Origin of the sequence: Paenibacillus jepli (assembly GCF_047238105.1) — a bacterium.
GTDB lineage: Bacteria > Bacillota > Bacilli > Paenibacillales > Paenibacillaceae > Paenibacillus_D.
Genome location: NZ_JBDFMD010000001.1, coordinates 5,280,616 through 5,299,702 on the forward strand (window position 1 = coordinate 5,280,616; position 19,087 = coordinate 5,299,702).

General features: G+C 59.1%; 19 protein-coding genes and 1 riboswitch. Of the genes, 10 read left to right on the forward strand and 9 right to left on the reverse strand.

The window, feature by feature from the left end; genetic code table 11:
• Positions 1–14: 14 nt before the first annotated feature.
• Positions 15–1,463 (forward strand): sulfatase family protein, encoded by a 1,449-nt coding sequence (locus ABC336_RS22500; RefSeq protein WP_413240772.1) that lies wholly within the window; start codon positions 15–17, stop codon positions 1,461–1,463.
• Between the two features lie 25 nt (positions 1,464–1,488).
• Here the strand turns inward: ABC336_RS22500 and ABC336_RS22505 are convergent, their stop codons facing one another.
• From ABC336_RS22505 to nirB, 3 genes are all read right to left on the reverse strand, one after another.
• Complete coding sequence (locus ABC336_RS22505) at positions 1,489–2,277, reverse strand: formate/nitrite transporter family protein (RefSeq protein WP_413240773.1); 789 nt, start codon at positions 2,275–2,277, stop codon at positions 1,489–1,491.
• Between the two features lie 51 nt (positions 2,278–2,328).
• Positions 2,329–2,652 carry a nitrite reductase small subunit NirD gene (gene nirD / locus ABC336_RS22510; protein WP_413240774.1) on the reverse strand — a complete coding sequence of 108 codons (324 nt, stop codon included), beginning with the start codon at positions 2,650–2,652 and terminating at the stop codon, positions 2,329–2,331.
• Between the two features lie 91 nt (positions 2,653–2,743).
• Positions 2,744–5,167: a nitrite reductase large subunit NirB gene (nirB, locus tag ABC336_RS22515; RefSeq protein ID WP_413240775.1), complete on the reverse strand. Its 2,424-nt coding sequence runs from the start codon at positions 5,165–5,167 to the stop codon at positions 2,744–2,746.
• 181 nt (positions 5,168–5,348) lie between these two features.
• Between nirB and ABC336_RS22520 the strand changes: the two genes are divergently transcribed.
• From ABC336_RS22520 to ABC336_RS22535, 4 genes are all read left to right on the forward strand, one after another.
• Entirely contained in the window at positions 5,349–5,468 is a 120-nt protein-coding gene (locus ABC336_RS22520; RefSeq protein ID WP_413240776.1) for a MerR family transcriptional regulator, read from the forward strand.
• Positions 5,469–5,542: 74 nt separating this feature from the next.
• Positions 5,543–6,907 (forward strand): sulfatase family protein, encoded by a 1,365-nt coding sequence (locus ABC336_RS22525; protein WP_413240777.1) that lies wholly within the window; start codon positions 5,543–5,545, stop codon positions 6,905–6,907.
• A 309-nt stretch (positions 6,908–7,216) separates the two neighbouring features.
• Entirely contained in the window at positions 7,217–7,999 is a 783-nt protein-coding gene (locus tag ABC336_RS22530) for a nucleotidyltransferase domain-containing protein (RefSeq protein WP_413240778.1), read from the forward strand.
• 38 nt (positions 8,000–8,037) lie between these two features.
• A complete protein-coding gene (locus ABC336_RS22535) occupies positions 8,038–9,264 on the forward strand; it encodes an RtcB family protein (RefSeq protein WP_413240779.1) in 1,227 nt (408 codons plus the stop codon).
• Positions 9,265–9,306: 42 nt separating this feature from the next.
• Here ABC336_RS22535 and ABC336_RS22540 read toward each other — a convergent pair whose 3' ends face one another.
• On the reverse strand, positions 9,307–9,699 hold the full coding sequence (locus tag ABC336_RS22540) for a DnaJ family domain-containing protein (protein ID WP_413240780.1): 393 nt from the start codon (positions 9,697–9,699) through the stop codon (positions 9,307–9,309).
• Positions 9,700–9,888: 189 nt separating this feature from the next.
• On the opposite strand from ABC336_RS22540, the gene ABC336_RS22545 reads away from it, so the two are divergent.
• Together ABC336_RS22545 and ABC336_RS22550 are read left to right on the forward strand one after the other, a co-directional pair.
• Positions 9,889–10,686 (forward strand): helix-turn-helix transcriptional regulator, encoded by a 798-nt coding sequence (locus ABC336_RS22545; RefSeq protein WP_413240781.1) that lies wholly within the window; start codon positions 9,889–9,891, stop codon positions 10,684–10,686.
• Positions 10,687–10,809: 123 nt separating this feature from the next.
• Entirely contained in the window at positions 10,810–11,760 is a 951-nt protein-coding gene (locus ABC336_RS22550) for an aldo/keto reductase (protein WP_413240782.1), read from the forward strand.
• A gap of 5 nt (positions 11,761–11,765) precedes the next feature.
• Here the strand turns inward: ABC336_RS22550 and ABC336_RS22555 are convergent, their stop codons facing one another.
• The 4 genes from ABC336_RS22555 to ABC336_RS22570 form a co-directional block, all read right to left on the reverse strand.
• Entirely contained in the window at positions 11,766–12,404 is a 639-nt protein-coding gene (locus tag ABC336_RS22555) for a cyclodeaminase/cyclohydrolase family protein (RefSeq protein ID WP_413240783.1), read from the reverse strand.
• On the reverse strand, positions 12,401–13,258 hold the full coding sequence (locus tag ABC336_RS22560) for a bifunctional 5,10-methylenetetrahydrofolate dehydrogenase/5,10-methenyltetrahydrofolate cyclohydrolase (RefSeq protein ID WP_413240784.1): 858 nt from the start codon (positions 13,256–13,258) through the stop codon (positions 12,401–12,403). Before ABC336_RS22560 ends, ABC336_RS22555 begins: the two co-directional genes overlap by 4 nt.
• A gap of 84 nt (positions 13,259–13,342) precedes the next feature.
• A riboswitch (ZMP/ZTP riboswitch) is annotated at positions 13,343–13,427 on the reverse strand.
• A 74-nt stretch (positions 13,428–13,501) separates the two neighbouring features.
• Complete coding sequence (locus ABC336_RS22565) at positions 13,502–14,260, reverse strand: class I SAM-dependent methyltransferase (protein ID WP_413240785.1); 759 nt, start codon at positions 14,258–14,260, stop codon at positions 13,502–13,504.
• A gap of 3 nt (positions 14,261–14,263) precedes the next feature.
• Positions 14,264–15,193, reverse strand: a complete 930-nt coding sequence (locus ABC336_RS22570) for an NAD(P)/FAD-dependent oxidoreductase (RefSeq protein ID WP_413240786.1) — start codon at positions 15,191–15,193, stop codon at positions 14,264–14,266.
• A 216-nt stretch (positions 15,194–15,409) separates the two neighbouring features.
• Between ABC336_RS22570 and aac(6') the strand changes: the two genes are divergently transcribed.
• The 3 genes from aac(6') to ABC336_RS22585 all read left to right on the forward strand — a co-directional run bounded on the left by aac(6') (position 15,410) and on the right by ABC336_RS22585 (position 16,981).
• The gene (gene aac(6'), locus ABC336_RS22575; RefSeq protein ID WP_413240787.1) at positions 15,410–15,847 is read left to right on the forward strand and encodes an aminoglycoside 6'-N-acetyltransferase; all 438 of its coding nucleotides are present in this window, start codon (positions 15,410–15,412) and stop codon (positions 15,845–15,847) included.
• A gap of 13 nt (positions 15,848–15,860) precedes the next feature.
• Positions 15,861–16,478 carry a hypothetical protein gene (locus tag ABC336_RS22580; RefSeq protein WP_413240788.1) on the forward strand — a complete coding sequence of 206 codons (618 nt, stop codon included), beginning with the start codon at positions 15,861–15,863 and terminating at the stop codon, positions 16,476–16,478.
• Between the two features lie 98 nt (positions 16,479–16,576).
• On the forward strand, positions 16,577–16,981 hold the full coding sequence (locus ABC336_RS22585) for a gamma-glutamylcyclotransferase family protein (RefSeq protein ID WP_413242577.1): 405 nt from the start codon (positions 16,577–16,579) through the stop codon (positions 16,979–16,981).
• Positions 16,982–17,440: 459 nt separating this feature from the next.
• Here the strand turns inward: ABC336_RS22585 and ABC336_RS22590 are convergent, their stop codons facing one another.
• Positions 17,441–19,069 carry an S-layer homology domain-containing protein gene (locus ABC336_RS22590; RefSeq protein WP_413240789.1) on the reverse strand — a complete coding sequence of 543 codons (1,629 nt, stop codon included), beginning with the start codon at positions 19,067–19,069 and terminating at the stop codon, positions 17,441–17,443.
• Positions 19,070–19,087: the final 18 nt, after the last annotated feature.

Consider the following 19,087-nt stretch of genomic DNA (forward strand, 5'->3'; position numbering starts at 1 on the left):
CGAAGGAGAAAACGATGGCGAACCAAAGACCAAACATTTTGTGGATTTGCACAGATCAGCAGCGGTACGACACCTTGGGGTGCTACGGGAACGACTGGGTGCATACGCCAAATCTTGACCGGCTCGCGGCGGAGGGTGTCCTGTTCGAGAAGGCGTTCTGCCAGAGTCCGGTCTGCACGCCGAGCCGCTCCAGCTTTATGACCGGCAGATATCCGCGGACAACGCGCTGCCGGGCGAACGGCCAGAACATTCCGGAAGACGAGAAGCTCATCTCAAGAATACTGGCAGATCAGGGATATACTTGCGGCTTGTCCGGGAAGCTTCACCTGTCCGCGTGCCATCCATCAGTCACCAGATCGATGGAGAGACGCATTGATGACGGCTTCCATCAGTTCTTCTGGTCGCATCATCCGAACTCCGACTGGCCGACGAACGAATACACGCAATGGTTGCAACTCAAAGGGAAGAAGTTCAAAGCGATACATGTGGAGGGCTCCCGTCACGTAAAGACGGGACCCGACGCGGAGGATCATCAGACGACCTGGTGTGCGGAGAAGGCGATTCAATTTTTGGAGACAAACGCCAATTACGATCAACCGTGGTTCTTTCTGTGCAATATGTTCGATCCGCATCACCCGTTCGATCCGCCAAAGGCTTATCTGGATCGATATCTCGACCGGCTGGAGGACATTCCACTGCCCAATTATCGGGCAGGGGAGCTGGATGAGAAGCCGCACTATCAACGCATTGACCATCAAGGAGCTTACGGGATGAAGGGTCATCTTTCATTCTCGGAGATGACCGATGAGGATCATCGACTACTCCGGGCCTCTTACTGGGCCATGGTCGATCTGATCGACGAGCAGGTAGGCAGGATATTGCAATCGCTAGAGGCTAGCGGACAACGAGAGAACACCATCGTCGTCTTCATGTCGGATCACGGGGAACTGCTCGGCGATCACGGTATGTATCTGAAGGGCCCGCATTTCTACGACTGTTCCCTCCAAGTGCCGTTCATCGTCTCCTGGCCGGGGGTGATCCCGGGGGGGCGACGCACTTCCGCGCTGACGGAGCTCGTGGATCTGGCACCTACGCTATTGGAAGCGGCGGAGATCGAACATTACGGGGGCATGCAAGGGAGGTCCTTGTGGCCCTATCTATCGGGCGGCGCGCCGGAGGATACGGGACGCGAGAATGTCTACTGCGAGTTCTACGATGCGAATTTCAAACATAATTCGCGCGCGGCCTACGCCACGATGGTCCGAACCCAGACGCACAAGCTCGTAGCCTACCACGGCGAGCAGCTCGGAGAGCTGTATGACTTGGAAGCGGATCCGACGGAATCCGAGAACCGGTGGAACGATCCGTCGTATGCATCCGTGAAGCTTGAACTGATGAAGCAGTTATGCGATCGGATGGCATGGACGGTAGATCCCTTGCCGTCTCGCCTAGCGCCTTGGTAGGGATGAGTAATCGAGAAGGACGCCGTCAGGCGTCCTTCTTCTTGCGTACAGGAGAGACATACCAGTAGGCCATGCCGACAAATACGGCACCGCCGACGATGTTGCCGAGCGTGACGGGGATCATATTGTGCAGCCAGCCTGCGAGCGTGATCGTCTCCGGGTGGCCGGGCAGGAGCCAGGCCAGGGAGAGCAGCGTCATATTGGCCACGCTGTGCTCGTAGCCGCTGGCGATGAAGGCGAACAGACACCACCAGATCAGCACCAGCTTGGCGATATCCTCCTTAGTGCGGGCAGACATCCAGATCGCCAGACAGACGAGCCAGTTGCAAAGGATGCCCCGAAAAAACAGCTCGACGACCGGAGCACTCATCTTCTTGGCCGAGACCACGAACAGGATATGCTCCGGCGCGGCCGTCTTGAAGAGGCCGCTGGCAACGATCAGCAGGCTGAGCAGCACCGCACCGAGCAGGTTGCCGAGAAAGACGAGACCCCAATTCTTCAGGGTATCTCTGGCCGTGGTGCGTCCGGCTAGCGTACTTATCGTAAAAAACATGTTGTTGCCCGTGAACAGCTCGGAGCCGGCGAAGATGACAAGCGTCAGCGCAAGTCCGAAGGACATGCCCATGAGCATCGTCTGGTAAGGTGACTGAGCAGCCAGCAGCGGCGCGCCGATGCTGAAGATGAGGACGATGCCGAGGCCGACATAGGCGCCGGACATCAGGGCGGAGACCATATAGCGGGATAGGCTGGCGTTCATGGCGTCCCGCTTTTTCACGGCCGATTCGATGATGCCTTCTACATTAGGTGTATACATGTTGGTTCCCCCTGATAGGACTAGATGACTATTAGGACATTTAGACGGCGATTAGATGGCGATCCAGACGCTGCCCCGCTCGACCTTGGCGGGATACATGCGCAGCTGCCCTTGGTCCGGTGCCTGCACCGCTCCGGTAGTGAGGTCGATCTTCCAATCGTAGAGCGGGTCATACAGATAGTGCCCTGATACGATGCCTTCGGCCAGCGGCCCGCCCTTCGGATGGGGATTGCGGTTGTCGGCGGCGAATACCGAGCCGTCGGAGGTGCGGAACACGGCCAGCTCCTGCTCCCCGATGGTCACGACGCGGCCGAGCTGAGGCAGGAACTCCTGGACGCTTCCCGCAGCATAATAGGTTTGCGTTTGATTTGTCATGCTTGTATCTCTCCTTATTCGAATGTGTAGACGCCGGGGACCCGCAAGTACCGGAGTGCTTCAAAAGTAAACTCCACTTTGCCGGGGTGCCTTAGGGCTGAGCGGATACCTCGATGCCCTGGAACAGCTTGGGCTGACCTTGTGCGCCGCGGAGCGCTTTCCTCCATGGATCCTCGACATGCGTCAGGGCAAACTCGATGCGGGCCATCAAGGCCTTGCGCTCCTGGTGATCCTCTACGACGACGGCCCGGATGTGCGCGAGGCCCAGGCGCTCCACCCACTCCGATGTGCGCTCTAGGTAGTTGCCGGTCTCGCGGTAGTATTGCATAATCGCGCCGCACAGCTCGATCAGCTCTTCGTCCGTCTTCACTTTGCAGAGCGAGTCGGCCAGGCGGGCCTTGACACCGCCGTTGCCGCCGATGAAGATCTCCCAGCCGCCGTCATTCCCGACGATGCCGATATCCTTGGTGCATGCTTCCGCGCAGTTGCGAGGACAGCCATTGACCGCCATTTTGAATTTGGCCGGCAGATCCAGCCGTTCATATTTGCGCTCCAGCAGCGCGCCCATCGCCATCGAATCCTGGGTGCCGAAGCGGCAGAACTGCGAGCCCACACAGGTCTTGACGGTCCGCAGCGACTTGGCGTAAGCGTAGCCCGAAGGCATATCCAGCTCAGCCCAGACGAGCGGCAGGTCTTCTTTTTTGACCCCGATCAGGTCGAGCCGCTGCCCGCCGGTTACCTTGACAGCTTTGACGTCGTATTTGACCGAGACGTCGGCGATCCGCTTCAGATCCTCCGGCGTCGTCACGCCGCCGTACATACGGGGAACCACTGTATAGGTGCCGTCCTTCTGAATGTTGGCGTTCATCCGTTCGTTGACGAAGCGCGATTCCGGCTCGTCCTCGTGCGTGTCCGGATAGATCATGCCGAGGTAATAGTTGACAGCAGGGCGGCATTTGGAGCAGCCCTCGGCCTGCTTCCATCCCAGCACGTTCATGACTTCCTTGCTCGTCTGCAGCCCTTTCTCGCGGATTTCAGCGACAATCTCATCCCGGCTGAGCGGCGTACAGGCGCAGATGCCCTGTTTGGCGCTGCTGGTCACCCCGTCGCCAAGCACGTACTGCAGGATCTGCTCCACGACCGGCTTGCAGCCGCCGCAAGAGCGGGTAGCGCCCGTGCAAGCCTTGATCTCGTCTACGCTGGTCAGCCCTTGGTTCTCGATGACCTCGACGATCGCGCCTTTGGTGACGCCATTACAGCCGCACACGATCTCGTCATCGGGCATCGCGTCGACTGCAGCCGTCTTGCTGTGTCCGCCGCAGCCGGTGCCCATCAGCGAAGCATACAGCTCATCCGTCATGACTGCGCGCTGCCGGACAAGCTTCTGGAGCTGTGCCGAATCGTTTACATCGCCGAAGAGCACGGCGCCGACCATTACGCCCTCTCGGAGCAGGATCTTCTTGTACGTCCGTTTCCAGTCGTCCTTATGCGCAATGACCGTGAGTTCGGGGCGGTCCAGAAATTCTCCTGTCGAGAAGACGTCGACGCCGGATATTTTCAGCTTGGTGGAGACGACCGAGCCTTCGTATGGCGCACACTCCGAACCACAGATATGCTTGGCGAGGATCATGCCTTGTTCGAACAGGGGGGCGACCAGACCGTAACATTGGCCGCGATGCTCTGCGCACTCCCCGACAGCGTACACCTGGTCGAGGGAGGTCTGCATATAGTCGTCGACGACGATACCGCGGTTGACCTCGATGCCGCTATCCTTGGCAACAGCGATATTAGGCTTGATGCCAACCGCCATGACCACAAAATCAGCTTCCAGCACGGAGTCATCGGCAAACCGGAGACCCGTGACGCGCTCCCCGCCGATCAGCTCCTTCGTCTGGGCGCCCATCTTGAACTTGATCCCCTGGCGCTCCAGCTCGGCTTTGAGCATCGCGGCTGCTTGCGGATCGAGCTGGCGCTCCATCAGATCCTCCATGAGATGGACGACCGTCACATCCATGCCGAGCTGGACGAGTCCCTTGGCCGCTTCGAGCCCGAGCAGCCCGCCGCCGATGACGGCGGCCTTGGAGTAGGTGCGTGCGGCCTCCAGCATCGCATCGCAGTCTGCGATGTCGCGGAAGCCGACAACGCCTTGCTTGTCATGACCCGGAACGGGCAGGATAAACGAGCTAGAGCCTGTGGCGATAATTATCTTTTCATAGGGGATGTGTGCGCCTTGGTCCGTGACGACCTCGCGGGCTTCCGCGTCGATCCGGGCTGCCGTCGTTCCCATGTGCAGCGTAATGTTATGGTCCTCATACCACTGTACGTCGTTTAGCACGATGTCCTGGAGCGTTTTGCTGCCTTCGAGTACATAGGACAGCATGATTCGGTTGTAATTGGGGTAGGGCTCCGAGCCAATGACAGTGATGTCGAAACGGGAGGTGAGCTTCAGGATTTGTTCGACTGTGCTGATGCCAGCCATGCCGTTGCCGATGACGACCAGTTTTTCTCTTTGCATGGGTATTTGCCTCCTTGGATGTTGCAAGTGCGTGTGTGATGTATGGCTCAAGCATATCGGAAAACTTGAGTGAATTATGTGATATAATTCACATTTTTTTGCGGGGGTGGTTGTATATTGACCTTCACATGATGTGATGGTTTAGAATGATGGTAAGGAAGCAAGACAAGGAGGATGGTAAATGCACATCAGCGAGTTGTCTCGCAGGACCGGTGTGAGCCTGCGTTCTCTCCGATACTATCTCAGGTGCATCCTGGACTGGATGAGAAGGCCCGGCTTTGGGCATATTGGGGGGATGTAGTGGTGGATTGGCGTCACTCGAGGCCGACAACCCCGGTTGCATCATACATAGTTGACTAAGAGAGGATGACACCTATGCACAAGAAAAATATACTTCTTATGATCTCTCATGACACGGGACGTTATCTTGGCTGTTACGGCAAAGCGGTGGCAACCCCCGCGATCGACCGGCTGGCGGCCGAAGGCGTCCGGTTCGATAACTACTTCTGTCCGGCACCCCAATGCAGTCCGAGCAGAGGGAGCATCCTATCAGGACTGTATCCCCAAAACCACGGCATGATCGGGCTCAGTCACTTGGGCTTCTCCATCAACCCTGAGGTGACCACGCTGCCGATGGCCTTGGGACAGGCGGGCTACGAGACGGCACTCATCGGCTTCAGTCATGAGACGATCGGCGAACCCGGTGGAACGAACACGACGTCTGCCGGCAAGCTGGGTTATGAGACTGTACTGCCTGTACCCGGCGACCGGGCGAAGGATGTGGCGGAGCAGGCAGTGACATTCCTTCAGGAGAGAGCGGGACAGGTTTCGGCAGAGGCTGGAGAGGAGCAAGAGCGGCCGTTTTTTGCGTCGGTCGGATTCTTCGAGACCCACCGGGAGTTTGATGAATACGAGCCGCTGGCCGATCCGCCCCATGCGATCGTCCCGCCGCCTTACCTGCCCGATACGCCGGGCGTGCGCGAGGAGCTGGCGCTGCTGCATGGCTCGGCCAAAGCGCTCGATGCGGGTGTCGGACGCATCATCGAAGCGCTGGATCAGCTGGGGCTTGGCGAGGATACGCTGGTCATCTTCACGACAGACCACGGCATTGCTTTCCCGCGAGCCAAGGGCACGCTGTTGGATGCGGGACTGGAGACGGCGCTGCTGATGCGTTGTCCGGGGATGCTGCCGGCAGGCAGGGTGGCGGACGAGCTGCTGTGCAATGTCGATCTGATGCCGACCTTGCTGGAAGTGGCGGGGGCCAAGGGGCCGAATGGATTGGACGGCGTCAGCTTCCTGCCGCTGCTGGAGCAGCGGGATGCCGCGCCGCCGCGGGACCATATGATGGCTGAGCTCTCCTGGCATGATCAGTATCATCCGATGCGGGCGATCCGGACGGACAGCTTCAAGTATATCCGCAACTTCGAAGAGGGCCCGTCGGTCTATCTCCCGCTGGATATCCACCGCAGTTTGTCCGGGATTGAAGTGAGGGAGGCTTACTACAAGCCGAATGTGCCGGAAGAGCTCTACGATCTGCAGATGGACCCTCTGGAGCAGCACAACCTTGCCGGGGATCCGCAGTATCAGGATATTCTGGTGCAGCTAAGAGAGCAGGTCAAGACGTGGATGGAGACCTGCGATGACCAGCTGCTGCAGGGCCGCATCCCGGGTACGGCCGCCCCGGAGTGGCAGGAGCAATACGATAACGGAACGGCTTATGGCGCCGGGCGCAAGCAGTAAGAAGTGAGGTAAGATGGGAGCGCCTCTTCTCATGCGAGCGGAGGCGCTCCACTTCCCCGACTGGACAGAGACGCCTGACGCACAAGCTGGTTTTCGGCCGCAGTTCATGCGACCGCAACCGGGGTCATAATACCTAGCGCCATAGACGCCAAATCAGCCCCCGCACCCGCTCACCCTCCAAGGTGTTGCGGGCGATTGGCGTGTCCAAACGCCTGGTTCGTAATACTTCCGCCATGTACGGATCCCTGCCGGTAAGGGATAATAGGACGTAATGAACGGCTGCTGGCCGACGGAAAGAGGGGATCTCCCATGAACGAGATGAAGCAAAAAATCGCGGCAGCCTTGTCCGCCATCCAACAAGAGGAAGAGGTGCGCATACTGTACGCCTGCGAGTCGGGCAGCCGGGCCTGGGGCTTCCCGTCCCGGGACAGCGACTACGACGTAAGATTTATCTATATTCGCAAGCCCGAATGGTACCTGTCGATCTTCGAGAAGCGCGACGTCATCGAGCGTCCGATCAATGACATGCTGGATATAAACGGCTGGGATCTAGGCAAGGCGCTGCTCCTGCTGCGCAAATCCAACCCGCCGCTGCTCGAATGGCTGCAATCGCCGATCGTCTATCGGACGAACGAAGCTGTCACGGATCGTATCCGCCGGCTCTCGCCGGCTGCATTTTCCCCGAAGTCCTGCATGTATCACTATCTGCACATGGCCAGGGGCAACAACCGGGCATATCTTCAGGGCGGTCGGGTAAAGATCAAAAAGTACTTTTATGTACTGCGGCCGCTGTTGGCCTGCGGCTGGATCGAGCAGTACGGTACGCTGCCGCCAATCGCCTTCCAGCAGCTGGTCCGTGCTATGGTTCCGGAAGACAGCGGTCTGAGAGCGGCCATCGAAGGCTTGCTGGCCCGCAAGATGACCGGAGATGAACTCGATATTGAGCCGCGGATCGTGCCGATCAGCGATTTCCTAGACGAGAAGATTGCTTATTACGAACAGGTCGCTCCGAAGATGAGCGGACACGTCACGATAGAAGATAGTCAGTTGGACGCGTTGTTCCGCGAAGTGCTGCAAGAGTCGTGGGCATGAGGAGCGAATAGTTTTCATAAAAGAGGAGTGTACGAACCATGGCTTATCAAACCATCGACGGCGTGCGCGTCTGGGGCCATCCCGAGGACAGCGCGCTGTCACAGGCACAAACATGCGCGGCTACCGGCAATGTCGTCCAAACGCTGCTGATGGCGGATCATCACAAAGGCTACAGCCAGCCGATCGGCGGCGTTGTCGTCTACGACGGCCAGATCTCGCCTTCAGGCGTCGGCTACGACATCGCCTGCGGCAACAAAGCGGTCCGCACCTCTCGGATGGCGGCGGATATCAAGCCGAAGCTGCCTCAGATCATGGATGCGATTGCCCGCAAGGTTTCATTTGGCGTGGGAAGGGTCAATCAAGAGAAGGTCGATCACGACCTGTTCGATGACCCGGACTGGGATGTCTACAAAGCGGTAGGCAAGCAGGAGCATGACAAGCTGAAGACGCTGGCGCAGAATCAATTAGGTACGGTGGGAAGCGGCAATCATTTTGTGGATCTGTTCGAGGAAGCAGAGACTGGCAGGCTATGGGTGGCCAATCACTTCGGCAGCCGGGGCTTCGGTCACAAAACAGCAAGCGGGTTTATCAATCTGGCGGCAGGGCGGGAATTTCTGGGCAAAGCGCCGGGAGAGCAGATGGATCAGCCGCCGGTGCTGCTCGATCTGAGCAGCGAGCTGGGCGACATGTACTATCGGGCGATGAAGCTGGCAGGCCGGTATGCGTATGCGGGCCGGGACGAAGTGATGCGGACGGTGCTGTCGATCCTGGACGCTGACACTGACCTGACAGTGCACAACCATCACAATTTCGCCTGGAAAGAAACCCATGATGGCAGAGAAACGGTTGTCGTCCGCAAAGGCGCCACGCCGTCAGCGCCGGGGCAGACGGGCTTCATCGGCGGCAGCATGGGCGATATCTCCGTGATCGTGCGGGGCCAGGACACCGCCGAGAACCGCGATGCATACTACAGCACGGTGCATGGCGCCGGACGGATCATGAGCCGGACACGGGCTGCGGGCAAGATGAACTGGAAGACCCGCAGCCGCAGCGGCGGCGAGATCACACCTGAGCAGATGGAATCGGCGGTACGCGCTTTCGGCGTCGAGCTGAGGGGAGCCGGTACCGACGAGAGTCCGTTTGTCTACTGCAAGCTGCAGGAAGTACTGGATGCCCATAGCGAGACGATCGAGGTGCTGCATGTGTTGAAGCCGATCGGCGTATGCATGGCTGGTGCGGACGAGTTTGATCCGTACAAGGATTGAGCGGGAGCTTCACGGTACAGCTTGTGCTCTGTAGAAAGGAGCTTAGCCCTTGTCTTGCTCCTGCTCAGTCAGACGCTGCCTGATCTTCTCCTCGTAAGGACCGAAAGCGGCGGCGGTCTGCCAGCCCCGCGATTCCATCAGCGACTGGTAGCGCATCCGTTTCAGCGAGAGCTCGCGGTCCAGCTTCACGCGCTCGCTGTCATCCCGGCAGCAGGCGAGGAGCTGCTCCAGCGAGACCATATCTTTGCGAAGCTGCATTTCCTCGGGGAGTACGCCGGCATTTTTGAGCAGCTTGTAGCTTGCGCGCAGCTCCTGCGGGACAGCCGCGTCGTCGTCCAGCTTCAGCGGCTTGCCTGCGCCCGGCAGCCGGTCAAAGTCCCCCTTGCGCATCGCCTCCTGAATCTTCTCCTCTACGATCGCTGACATCCAGTCCATCTCCAATCTCCTCCCCACATGCTTGTCCGGTCGCACCGGATAACTTAATGTTGTAGTATACCCATATGAGATCAGTTTATCATAATGCAAGTGTGGCGAGGAGGCGCGTTATGGGTATTACCCAGCATTATAGGGGTGAAGGCTTCAAAGCCTATATATTTAAAGACTTGAAGGCAGGTGGTTGAAAAAATGAGTGCTGCGACCAGCAAAGCGAAAAAGCTGGGTGAATATCTGAAATCGCGAAGGGAACGCTTGAAACCGGAGTCAGCCGGCATCGCGCCGGTCCGCAGTCAACGGCGTACGCCCGGTCTGCGGAGAGAAGAGGTGGCTATGTTGGCAGGGGTGAGCGTCACCTACTACACCTGGCTTGAACAAGGCCGGTCCGTCACGGCTTCAGTGGAGGTCATACGGAGTCTGGCAAAGGCGCTTCAGCTGACTACGGAGGAGAGCGCACACTTGTACCAGCTGTGGGACCCCAGTGAAGGGAAGGAGGGTGCCACCCCGGGTGGTGTCCATCAGGACAAGCTGCAGAGCACGGTCGATGCCTTTCCCTATCCTGCCTTCATTACCAATGACCGCACCGAGCTGCTGGTCTGGAACCGCGGGGTTGCCGAATGGCTAATTGACTTTGGTGAATTGCCGCCGGAGCAGCGCATTTTCATCAACCTGCTGTTCACCCATCCAGGTCTGCGCGAGCGGATTGTGGACTGGGAGGTGTTTGCGCAATTTGCCGTGTCGGTATTTCGGACGTATGTTGATCAGCATTCAGGCGATCTCTGGTATGAAACCGTTGTGGCCGAGCTCATCCGGGAAAGTCCCTCGTTTGCCGAGCTGTGGCTCCGTTATGATATCGGGATTCCGAAAGTCAGCCGGGTGATGGTGCAGCATCCAGCAGCGGAAGCGCCGAAGGTTTTTGATGTTCAATCCTGGTCCAGCGCCTCCGATACCGAGCGGGTGCATATGTGTCTGTACACGCCAGCACGATAGCCGGTGCCGGGTCGTATCCTGGTAATCTGGCTACTAGTATAACCTTGGAGTGGCTGGGCATCCCGCTGTCGGGTAGACTTTTCTTGCGGGTCCAACACATACAATACGAGGAGGTTGTACAACATGCAGACACGACAGCTGGGACGTCAAGGACTGGAAGTATCCGCGCTGGGGTTAGGGACGATGATGATGCCAGACGATGATCGATCCGTCCGCACGATTCATGGGGCACTTGATCTGGGGGTGACGCTCTTCGATACAGCCGATCTGTACGGGGATTTCACGGCAGGGCGATTTGGCGGCAACGAAAAGCTGGTGGGACGCGCATTCAAAGGAAAACGGGAGAATGCCATCATCGCTACCAAGTTCGGCATTACGCACGGACAGGGGCCGAAAGGCGATCCCGCTTATATCAAAAAATCGGTCGATGCCAGTCTGTACAGTCTCGGCACGGACTATATCGATCTGTATTACCAGCACCGGCCCGATCCGAACACGCCGATTGAAGAGACGGTGGGGACGCTGGCCGATCTCGTACAGCAGGGAAAAGTACGTTATATCGGATTGTCCGAGGCGCCGCCCGAGACGATCCGTCGTGCCCACGCGATACATCCGATCTCGGCTGTGCAGACCGAGTATTCATTATGGAGCCGTGAGCTGGAGGATGAGGTGCTGCCCGTGCTCCGGGAACTGGGCATCGGCCTGGTGCCTTACAGTCCGCTCGGCAGAGGCTTCCTGACCGGCCAGATCAAGAAGCCGGAGGATCTGCCGGCGGACGATTACCGTCACCATTTCCCCCGGTTCCAGGGTGACAATTTCTACAAAAATATCGAAGTCGTCGGCCTGATCGAGGAGATGGCGGCACGGAAACGGTGCACGCCTGCCCAACTGGCGCTTGCTTGGCTGCTGGCCCAGGGCGAAGGCGTCGTACCGATCCCCGGCACCAAGCGGCTGGAGCGTGTAGAAGAAAATCTCGGCGCCCTGCAGGTCGAGCTGTCGGCAGACGACCTCGCGGCAATCGAGCGGATCTCCCCCAAGAACGTCGCCGCGGGCAGCCGCTTTGGCGCCTTCTAGCTCCACTACGACCCGATTCGCGTGCGCGTGATCTCCAGGGCCTCGCTTTTCAGATCGGCGATCTCGCGGATCTGGGCGGCGAGGCTTTTGGCATAGCGCGTCTTGACGGCTTGGTCGCGAAGCGCGGCGAGATTGATCTCCACCGTTAGTCCGGCAGACTGGGCGGCCGCGTCGAAGAGGATGGCGCCGATCCCGAGGTCGGAGATGACATGCGGGTTGCAGATCGCAGCAAGGCGTTGCGTACAGCGGATGCCATCCCCGCATAGCCGGACCAGCTGCAGCGGTACCTCGATTGCCTCCTCGGTAGCCTTGTCGAGGGCTTGCCGGCGGGCGAGCTTGTCTTCCGCTGTCTCCTTGGGCAGCCGCAGCGCTGCCATGTAGCCGTCAAAGGCTGTAATATCCGCATGCATCAGACGCTCACAGGAAGCCGTCAACGTCTGCAGCAGCCGGATCGCTTCATCGGTCTGGCCGCGATGCTCGGCGTACTTGTCGCCCTGAGACAGCCGGGCGGCCATCGAGGTCATGGCTGCGGCGAGCGCCGCAGCCAGGGAAGCGACGCTGCCGCCGCCCGGCGTCGGCTCGGCACTGGCGGCACGCTCCAGGAACGTGCGGGTCGGATGATCCCAGGTAAGCTGCTCCGTCATTTCCACGCCTCCTCAAATTGTGTCCTGACAGCTGTCATCAAATTCTCGAACAGGATAGCGGTCGTCAAGGTGCCGACACCGCCAGGCACGGGGGATAATGCGGCGGCGCGGTCGCGCGCCTCGGACGAGACATCGCCGACGATTCGCCCGTCCTCTGTCTCATGGATGCCGGCATCGATGACAGCCAAGCCATCATGCACCATCGATCCCTTGACCGTATCGGGACGCCCTACGGCGACAAAGGCGATGTCGGCATGTCCCAGGTGAAAGGCAAGATCCGGGGTCCGCGAGTGACAGACGGTTACGGTCGCCTGCTCGTGCTGCAGCATATGGAAGAGCGGCATGCCGACGGTCTGGCCTCGGCCGACCAGGGTCACATTTTTGCCCTCCAGTGTATAGCCATAATGCTTAAGCAGCCGGATGCAGGCTTGAGGGGTTGCCGGGTACAGTCCGGGCTCGCCTGTCCTCGTGGCCTGCTGGTTCCAGTGGTTCACTCCATCGATATCTTTCTCGGCACAGACAGCATTCTCCAGATGCCTGCCCGCGAGATGCGGAGGCAGGGGCAGCTCGAGCAGGATGCCATGTACCCTCGGGTCCCCGTTCCAGGCTTCGAGCATGTTCAGCACTTCATCCTCGCTTACATCCGCGCTTGCGGTGTGCATCTCATAGTTGATGCCCAGCCTCTCGGCTACCTTCCGCTTGGCCGCGGCATAGTACGCCGATGCCGGATCACCCTCCACCAGCAGCACGGCCAGCGTGGGGTAGATCCCTTTTTGTTTGCATGCTCCAACCTCCATCTTGACCTGGCGGTACACCTCATCAGCAGCTTCCTTGGCTTTCATAATGACAGTCATTGCGGAAGACCTCCTTCAGAATAGGCTTCAAGAACGAAAAAAAGCATCTGTACGAAGCTCGTCATCAGACGAAGCCGCGTTCAGATACTTTTCCCAGGCGAACGGAATAGTCGGACCTGCAGGCTCCCTTGTGGTTGATTCCACTCGCATCGCCAGTTGCCGCAGGGTGTTTGATCTATTCTAGCAGAGAAGGGGAAAGTTGGAAAGAGGGGGTGGAGATTATTTTGGTGGCAGATACAGGCTCTAGCGAACTCTAACCGCAGAGATGCGCAGCCGACTGATATCGATCATCCATCGCTCGCCGTCGTAAAGCTGGGGCCGGAGCCTATCTTCGACGTTCTGGATGATCGCAGCCTGCTCGGGAGGACTAAGATCGGGTAGCAGAACTGAAGAAAAGCTGGCCAGCCATCTCTGCAGGCCGTCTTCCCCTTGCAGCGGTCTGGCATGCCCCGTGTGCTGGGCGTAGGTGACGCGAAAGCCGATCCGTTCGAGAAGGCTGGCGTACTGACCAATGGTGGGGTGATACCATGGGTTGCGGCCTTCCCACGCGTAGCCTTGACTCGTCAAGACCTGTTCGAGCCCAGTGAGGATCGCAGCAGTGTTGCCCTGCCCGGCGAACTCGGCGACGAACCGGCCGCCCGGGCGGAGCGCCAGTCGGATGGAAGCGGCGGCGGCTTCGGCGTCTGCGACCCAATGCAGGACCGCGTGGGAGAAAACCGCATCATAGGGATGCGCACTGCGGTAACTGGTCAGGTCCGACACCTGGAGATCCAGCTGCGGATGCTGCACACGGGCCCTGGCGATGGCTTCCGCCGAACTGTCGATGCCTTGCACAGCTGCTCCGGAGGCGGCGATCCGGGCGGTCAGATCCCCCGAACCGCACCCGGCGTCGAGGATACGCTCTCCCGGCCGGGGCTGCAGCAGCGCCAACAGCTCATCGATGGGCTGTTGGAACTGGCGCGCTGCGTCTGGACGGGATGGCCCATTCCAACCATGAGCCATCGTTCACGCCTCCTGAGACTGCTTGTGCCAGTCTTCCTCAGTCAGATCGGCATGGACGCCGATGCCAGCGCGGCTGCCGGAGGCTGCGGCGAAGATCAACTGGGAGGGCATAACATACGAAGCATCCCCTGCGGCGTAGACGCCGGATGCTGTCGTCCGTCCCATCGCGTCGACGACGAGACCGTCCATTTCATTCTTCTCGCATCCCAGAGATTCATGGAGCACGAGCTGCGGCACCTGGGCAGGGGAGAGGAAGCCGCCAGTGCGGGCGATCCGCGTGCCGTCAGTGAAGACAACCGCCTCCAGTTGTCCGTCCTGACCGGCAAATGCGGCAACCGGCGTGTCGATAACCCGTACGTTCCTTGCCGCCAACTGCTCTCTTTCCTCTTCCGTTACCGTTCCTTTTCCGTTGGTGCACAAGATAAGGTCGCGGCTCCAGTTCATGAGCAGCTTGGCCTTATGGAAGAGATCGCTGTTCTCCGAGAGGGCGACCAGCGGCTGATCGCGCAGCTCCCAGCCGTCGCAGAACGGGCAGTTGAACAGGCTCTTGCCATAATATTCGCGGGCCCCGTCGATTTCGGGCAGCACTTCTTTGAGCCCGGACGAGAGGATGATCTTGCGCGCCCGAATCCGCTTGCCTGCTGCCGTCTCCAGCTCGAAGCCATCTTCGAGCCGCCCGATGCGGATGACCTCCTCCTCGTGATGCTCTACACTCGGATAACGCAGCACTTCCTCATAACCGATGCGGCGGAACTCTTCAGGCTTGATACCATCACGGGTAATAAACCCGTGAGAAGCATGCGTCACCGCATTGCGCGGCTGATTGTTATCCAGCAGAGCTACGCGCCGCCTGGCCCGGCCGAGTACAAGCGCAGCGTTCAAACCGGCGGGGCCGCCGCCGACGATGGCACATTCGTAAGTATTCATTGTCATTTTCCTGCCTCCTTAGCGGATTTAACAGACTCTTTAAGTCCTTTATTGAGACAATAAAAGATCTTGTGTATCTATAATAGTCGTGATTGCGCCAGAATGTCAAGCGCATCTCACGTCTCTTATGTGCGAAAGAATCGCTTCCCTTTCCGGAACGCATGTTTCATAATCAAGAGAGAACTGAACAAGTCGATTTTATACTCAAAGGTGGCGTTCATCATGCAGATCGAAAAAGCAACCGAAGCACACGTCGGCGATGTGGCCGAACTGGCCTTCCTGCTATGGCCGGACAGTGAAAAAGAGGAACTGCGGACGGAGTTCGCGGCGATGCTGCATTCTGACAACAATCAAGTCCTTGTTGCTGTCGCTGGTGAAGCACGCATCGGATTTATTCATTTGTCGTTAAGAAAAGATTATGTCGAGGGGGCCGTCAGCAGTCCGGTTGGCTTTGTCGAGGGCATCTATGTGGCAGAGGGACATCGCGGTCAGGGCGTCTCCCGGGCACTGGTGAAAGCAGGATCCGAGTGGGCCAGAGCCGCGGGCTGCCGCGAGCTGGCGTCCGATACAGAGCTTCATAACACTGGCAGCCAGGCGTTTCACGAGCGGGTAGGCTTCCGGGAGGCTGGACGCATCGTCGCTTATATCAAGGATTTGTAGGGGAGACAACGCTATGCCGCGATTTTTACAGCGCTACGGCTTGCTGATCTTGGCCGGGATCATCCTGCTCGGCGGGATCGGCGCATCGGCAGCTGCCATGCTGGTGACCGTCGTCCGGATGGAACGGATCGTACTGTCGCTGGATACCGGTGTATCCATTCTCATGAAGCCGGGCAAGTACCAGGTATTTCGGGAATTCGAGCTTCACGGGTCGCTCCTTCCCTTTAGCGCCACGTTCACGCCCAGCGAATCGCTGGGAAACCAGGTGCGCAGCCTGCATGTGCAGGTGTTCAATGACCAGCAGGAGCTGCGCGTGCTCCCCGACACATCTACGACTTATACGGTAAACGGTACAGGAGGACAATCTGTCTATCGGTTTCAAGTAGAGGAGGAGGGCTGGTATACGGTTGCGCTGACGTTGGATGATGAAGGCGATCCGGGCAGTTACACGCTCCGCAAAGATTTCATGAGCGATCTATTCCTTATGCTCAAGCAAATGGGAATCGTACTGCTCGCATTCTTGATCTGCGGCACAGCGGGGACGATCGTCTGCGTCCGGAGCTTCCGGGCCGAGCGCCATCTTCCACTGGGTGCGCCGCAAGCAGGGCAGGGGGATATGCGCATACCGTGATTGTCCGGCGTCTGAACGCGAAGTCGTGGTCTGCTTTTCAGGCTTGGCTGGAGGAAGCAGCCGGATAGGACGAGAAAAGGGGCGAAGCGAATTTGCCAATGCATGAACTGGTGTTTGTCTATGGCACGCTGCGCTGCAGCGAATGCAACCATGCGGCATATCTGTCGGACAGCGAGCTGGTGTCCGGACAAGCCCGACTGGCGGCGCAGTTATGGGATACGGGACTTGGTTATCCGGCGATTGTCCTGGATGCTGAGGCATGTACTCACGGCGAGCTCTACCGGGTGACACCGGATGTACTGAGCCGCCTGGACGAGCTGGAGGACTACTACGGGCCTGACGGACCCAATGAATACGAGCGGGTCGAGGCGGAGGTCGCCGCAGAAGGCAGCAGTTACATAGCCTGGGTGTATGTATATCCCGGACTGCCGGCCAGCGGCCGGCTCATCGACTCAGGAGACTGGTGTGCTTACCACCTGGGAACGCTGCGCAGCGAAGAGTAGTTAACTGCCAAAGCGCATCTGGATAGAGCATTCCGCTCCCTAAATCTAATGTTTCTGTCCAACAAATATGAAAATATCATATTCAATGGGTCGATTATCCTCTAAATCGGCAAATGAACTCGAAAAATCGTGCTTATTCAGTTACCTACCGCGTGTTTGAGCGAAATGAATATGAAATTTCGTGTTCAGTGGGTTGGAGCAGCTGCACGCAGCCGTTAGGATTACGAAAAGGTCGAGCTCAGCACGCGGGCAGCAGCTGATATAGAAAATAGCCCTATAGCCAACGTACATGGGGTGACTAGCCAGTTAAATGCCAGCAAAAAAAACGCCGCTGTTCCTCCCTGAGAAGAAAGGAAGGAAACAGCGGCGTCATCACATGCTATCGTACGCTTCCGGCGGTCGCCATCGTTGCGGAAGCGATCTGGCGCCATCATGCCCAGCAGCCTCGATCACACAAATTTACCTGCTCATGCCCTGCAGCAGCACGGCGATCATCTTGGCCGCTTCCGCGCGGGTGGCTGTGCCGCGCGGGTTGAACCGGCCATCGCCGAGGCCGTCGATAATCCCGGCCTGCTGGAGCGCGCCGATCGCTTCCACCGCCCATTCGCCGAACTGCGAACGGTCGCCGAAGCTTAGCGGCTGGTTCATGACAGGCAAGGCATACTCCGTGGCAGCTGCATAGCGGGCCACCATCACGGCCAGCTCCTGGCGGCTGATCGCAGCGCGCGGCTGGAACCGGTTCTGACCGGTACCCTGCACGACGCCGCTCTCGTAACCCCACTGGACGTAAGGGGCGTACCAGTCGCCGGACTGCACGTCCGTGAACAGGCCGCTCTGGTATGCCATGCCTTCTGCTCCGGAGAGCCGCGCCAGAATCGCGACGAACTCGCCTCTGGTCACCGGTTGGACCGGTGCAAACAACCGCTCGCCTATACCTTCGATGATGCCGCGGGCGGACAGGTACGTAATGTAGTCTGTGGCCCAGCCGGAGACATCGGTGAAGGAGACCTGGTTGACGCCGATCCCATACACGGAGAAATGATCCAGAGCGGCATATAAGACGCCTTCCGACTGGTTATACCAGCCGCCGCGGACGACGGCAGGCGCGCCTGCGCTCGGAATATAGTAGTAGACGACTGCATTCGGATCTTCACCCGCACGGAGCGAGTAAGGGATACCCAGCCGTACTTTGCCGCCTCCAAAATCCGAGACGCTGCCGCTGCCGACCGTTACACTCAGGTCGACTGCGGGCCGCCCGCCCGTAGCTGACCGGCCGGCGGCAGAGAGTGCCGCTGCGTCTACCGCATCCATCGCAAAACGGACATCACCGGAACCCGCGCCTTGGATGGCGTCCAGGCTCTTCCGGTCATAGCGGGCCGAACCGAGCGGGCTCTCGATGGTGAGCGAGGCCGCATCGCTGTTCCATAGCAGCGCTGCGGCTTCCGCGTTCAGACTGACATCATAAGCGGTGCCTGCGGCAGCTCCGGCTGCCACCCGGAAGACCAGGTGCCGCTCGGCAGCCGGCTTGCTGCTGAGCGCTTCCAGTATAGGGCCGAAGGCACTCGCATCGAGCAGGACGGTTTGCCGGCCATTGCTGTCGGCCGGCGTAACCGTCACAGTCACCCCGCGTGAATCCGCTGTAATGACTGGAGCTGCGTCTGCAGGAGGCGGGATTGTGTCGTCACCGTTATCCCCGTTGCCATCTTCGCCGCTACCCACGTCTCCGCCGTTATTGCCGCCCTCCGTACCGCCGCCTTGCCGCCATACGACGACCTGCTTCATCTCTTCTACGCCGCCCGAGACGGCAGATACGCGGTACGTGCTGCCGCCCCATGCTGCGGGTACGGTGATCGCGGCGCTGTATCTGCCGCCCTCGACCCGCTGGGTGTCGAAGAAGACGAGCTCGCCGTCCGCGCTGCGGATGCTGAGGATCACCTCAGCACCCGGAGCTGTTCCCGACATCGTCAGCGTCTGTCCGACCGTCACCCCGGCAGGGACCTGCAGGGCGAGCTCGGCAGCAAGGCCGCGCGACGGGAGCAGCACGATCAGCAGACTAAAGGCCAATATCGTTGCCATCCATTGTTTCAATCTTGTACCTCCTGTAGT